The sequence below is a fragment of the Granulicella aggregans genome (genome assembly GCF_014203275.1).
Classification (GTDB): domain Bacteria; phylum Acidobacteriota; class Terriglobia; order Terriglobales; family Acidobacteriaceae; genus Edaphobacter.
The window spans coordinates 1-3,095 of record NZ_JACHIP010000065.1; the positions used below are offsets into that span (position 1 = coordinate 1).

At 55.1% G+C, this 3,095-nt stretch carries 4 protein-coding genes; 1 reads left to right on the forward strand and 3 read right to left on the reverse strand.

The genetic code is table 11. The annotated features are described in order from the left end of the window. Positions 1-177: 177 nt before the first annotated feature. The 3 genes from HDF16_RS29985 to HDF16_RS29995 form a co-directional block, all read right to left on the reverse strand. A complete protein-coding gene (locus HDF16_RS29985; RefSeq protein WP_184224610.1) occupies positions 178-753 on the reverse strand; it encodes a type II toxin-antitoxin system VapC family toxin in 576 nt (191 codons plus the stop codon). Continuing rightward, entirely contained in the window at positions 743-1,054 is a 312-nt protein-coding gene (locus HDF16_RS29990; protein WP_184224612.1) for a hypothetical protein, read from the reverse strand. The genes HDF16_RS29985 and HDF16_RS29990 overlap by 11 nt, the downstream gene beginning before the upstream one ends. A gap of 1,097 nt (positions 1,055-2,151) precedes the next feature. Continuing rightward, complete coding sequence (locus HDF16_RS29995; RefSeq protein WP_184224614.1) at positions 2,152-2,367, reverse strand: helix-turn-helix domain-containing protein; 216 nt, start codon at positions 2,365-2,367, stop codon at positions 2,152-2,154. A gap of 90 nt (positions 2,368-2,457) precedes the next feature. Here HDF16_RS29995 and HDF16_RS30000 point away from each other — a divergent pair. Beyond that, positions 2,458-3,095: RNA polymerase sigma factor (locus HDF16_RS30000; protein ID WP_184224616.1), on the forward strand; the 638-nt coding region annotated here is incomplete at its 3' end.

Genomic DNA, 3,095 nt, shown 5'->3' on the forward strand with positions numbered 1-3,095 from the left:
CACCCGATGGGAGTTCCACATCGAAAACTTCCTCGGCTTCGTCCAACTCGCTTGCGTCCATATGCTGCTCAGACGTTTATGAGACCGCTTCTAGGCCAGATCTAGTGCTAAGTCGCTGATATGCTCGTTGAACCCAGATCTGTAAGGGAAGCCAGCCATCGTCAGCCCATGAACTGTCTACCATTGAGTGTCGTAGAAGATAACGTATCCGCTCGGATACAACTGGTTGAGCAAGTCAAAATCTCTGATGTTTCGGGTGATCACCGTGCATCCATGTTTCGAAGCAGTGAGAAAGATCAGGGCGTCGTTGAGGGCTTTGCGTAGTTCGCCACTCCCGTAGCTCTGCAACCGGGCCAGGAGTCCCGCAAGGATGCCCGCTTCGCGCCAGATTTCGCGGTCTGGAGTAAGCGTACGGTGGGCAGGGCGCTGTCCAATGGTCTCACCAATTCTCGCCACTACGTTCTCTGTGTCAGAGCGAGTAGGGTTGAGAAGGCCGGATAGTGCAGCCAGCTCTGCTTCCGTCACGGAGGAGTGCCATAGGCTGCCGGCCCGGAGGGCAATCGTAACCCCGTCCGGGATCTTTCCCTGCAGAGTGTCGATGTAGACTGTCGTGTCAAGAAGCAGCTTGGGGAAAGGCGGCTTGAGGTCAACCAGGAACGGCAGCTTGGTACGATTTCGGTAAGTCAGTGCCTTCAGATGCTTCTCCGGTTTGAGGCGTCGAAGTGACTGTTCGAGCGCAGACCTAGAACTCAAGATCAAGATCCTTACTGATTGTCCCGCGCTGCGCGAGAAGCCATTCGGCATAATCATCCGCCGCGACGATATGAGCGAGCGCGGTTTCTAACAGCTTCGAGTCCGACTGAATGCCTGTCTTTCTCTTCGCCTGTTCGACCAGCAGGGAAGGCATGCGACCGCGAAGCGTGAGTGTGCGACCTCCGCTAAGCAATCCCTGCTCTTCGGCGATCGATAGAGCGTCTCCAAAGCGGCTGCTGGTGACCGCTGTTGAAGAAGGCTTGATTCGCTTAAAAGTTCGGATTGCGACCGCTTCTGCCATAGGGCACCTCTTTCATGAATGTAGCACGTATCTGCATGTTTTGTGCCACGCGATTCGGACCTTCATTTGACCAGAAGTTCGGCCAGGATGAACTGAAGTCTGACCCTACAACTAGGCCGAATGTGAGCCCAGAAGACTGTGGGGGATTTTGTGGGTACTCTGTTTCAAAATGGCGGGTAATGGCGAGCAATCCCCACAGTCGAGCCTCGCTTGACGAATGATATAACTGCTTCGAAATGAGTAACATGTGGCATCGTTGAGCAACCATGAAATGAGCAAATCCCTAGCTGTTAGCCGAAGGGTTGTAGGTTCGATTCCTACCTCAGGAGCCCTAGAATCAGGCGCTTACAGGCACATCCTCTAACAACTTCGCCGAATTGGAATCAGGCGCCTGAAATTGCGTCCTTGTTGGCCCATGTTGTGGGTTGGCCGATTCTGACTGGCCACGCCAACGAGTGATGTTTAGAGCGCGGTGCCCTCGTTCTAAGACGGATTGCCTAAGGTTGGACTGCGCATAGAGGTATTCGACGATGACCCTTGCCTCACATGAAAATTTAATACGCCGACGAATAATGGCCAAGATGAATCAGGCTTGCAACGCAGTCAGAGATTGGAGGCGGCTCAAAAAGAGGGTGATGCTGCCGCTCTTCTGTATCGAGCGCGCATCAGTAGAGATCCTTCGGATCACGGTCGTGGACGTCTTAGGAGAGGGTGTCCGTGTCAATTTGATGGCGTCCCACGCCGCTCGGCTGAAGCCAAGGGCACGATTTGTACGCCGCACCAACCCAACGGATAACCGTTTCCCCCGTCTTGTAGCGGCGGGCGATGGAGGCAAAAAGAAGGGGGTTGTGCATCCATCGCTTGAGCATCTGGATGTGCTTCGCTGAGACCTTGCTCCGCCGGGATGCCGCTGCCTGACGCCCCCCATCGTTCTGACCGGCGAGTATGTGGTGCACGAGGTGCCAAACTCACGGAAGGGGTCACCACATATTCGCACTGAATAAAGGCCGGGCGCGGTTTAGGTGCAAGCAAGAGGGTTGCAGCCCAGAACGCCCTTCGGGGAAGGTGCCCGTCCGCATGCGTCCAGCTCCTCTGCATCAAAAGCCCTCGAAGAACTGTGCCAGCTTGAGCCCAAGCGCTTTGGCAATTCTCTCCAATGTTCGTGCCCCAATTTCTTTGTTCCCATTCTCCAACTCTGATAAATGTTCACGGGTGAGGTCGGCATGATCGGCCAACATTGCCTGAGACCAACCGCGTTCGGTTCGCAGGACGCGAATGCGTCGTCCGATCTTCACGCAAATGTCGGTTGCCATGCCTCAAGGATGGCTGTATGCTGCGGCTTACGTAGTAAGCTATGGCTTACATTGAGGTGCGACATCCAAACTTCAGCTGACTGAGGCTCTATGAGTTCCGAAGCCGCCATATACTTTCCGAATGGAGCAGTCGACGCCAATGCCGCAGGCGATGCGGCGGACCAGCGGAACCGGACATGTGAGGAAGCAGGGGATCGCTTTTCCGAATTCGAGCCCACTGACGAGCAACTACTTTCGCAGGTTGGCTTGGGATCGAGAGAAGCCATAGGCCTTCTCTTCCGCCGGCATGCCCGTGCTGTGTTTCACGTTGCTCATAGAATCCTTCGGGACGAATCGGAGGCCGACGATCTCCGCCAAGAAGTCTTTCTCTATATCGTGGAACGGGCGGAGCTCTTTGACCCCGAGAAAGGCTCAGGCGCGTCCTGGATTCGACAAGTTACGTACCACCGTGCGATCGACCGGCGTCGCTATCTAAACGTTCGGCAGCACTACACCTCAGAAGAGTTTGACGAGCGGCGTACCCCTGCGAGGGCAGTGCATTCGACTCCCGCAGCTCTTGACGGAAAAGCAATTCGGGAAAGCCTGAGAGAGCAACTTACGATAGATCAACAGCAAACATTGGAGTTGCACCTCTTCGAGGGGTATACACTTCGCGAAATCTCTGAGAAGAGCGGGCAAACACTCGGCAACGTTAAGCACCACTATTACCGGGCTCTGGAGCGCTTGCG

Excerpts from the sequence above, each read along its gene's own strand:
- HDF16_RS29990 (WP_184224612.1), bottom strand. The coding sequence starts at position 1,054 with ATGGCAGAAGCGGTCGCAATCCGAACTTTTAAGCGAATCAAGCCTTCT.
- HDF16_RS29995 (WP_184224614.1), bottom strand. The coding sequence starts at position 2,367 with ATGGCAACCGACATTTGCGTGAAGATCGGACGACGCATTCGCGTCCTG.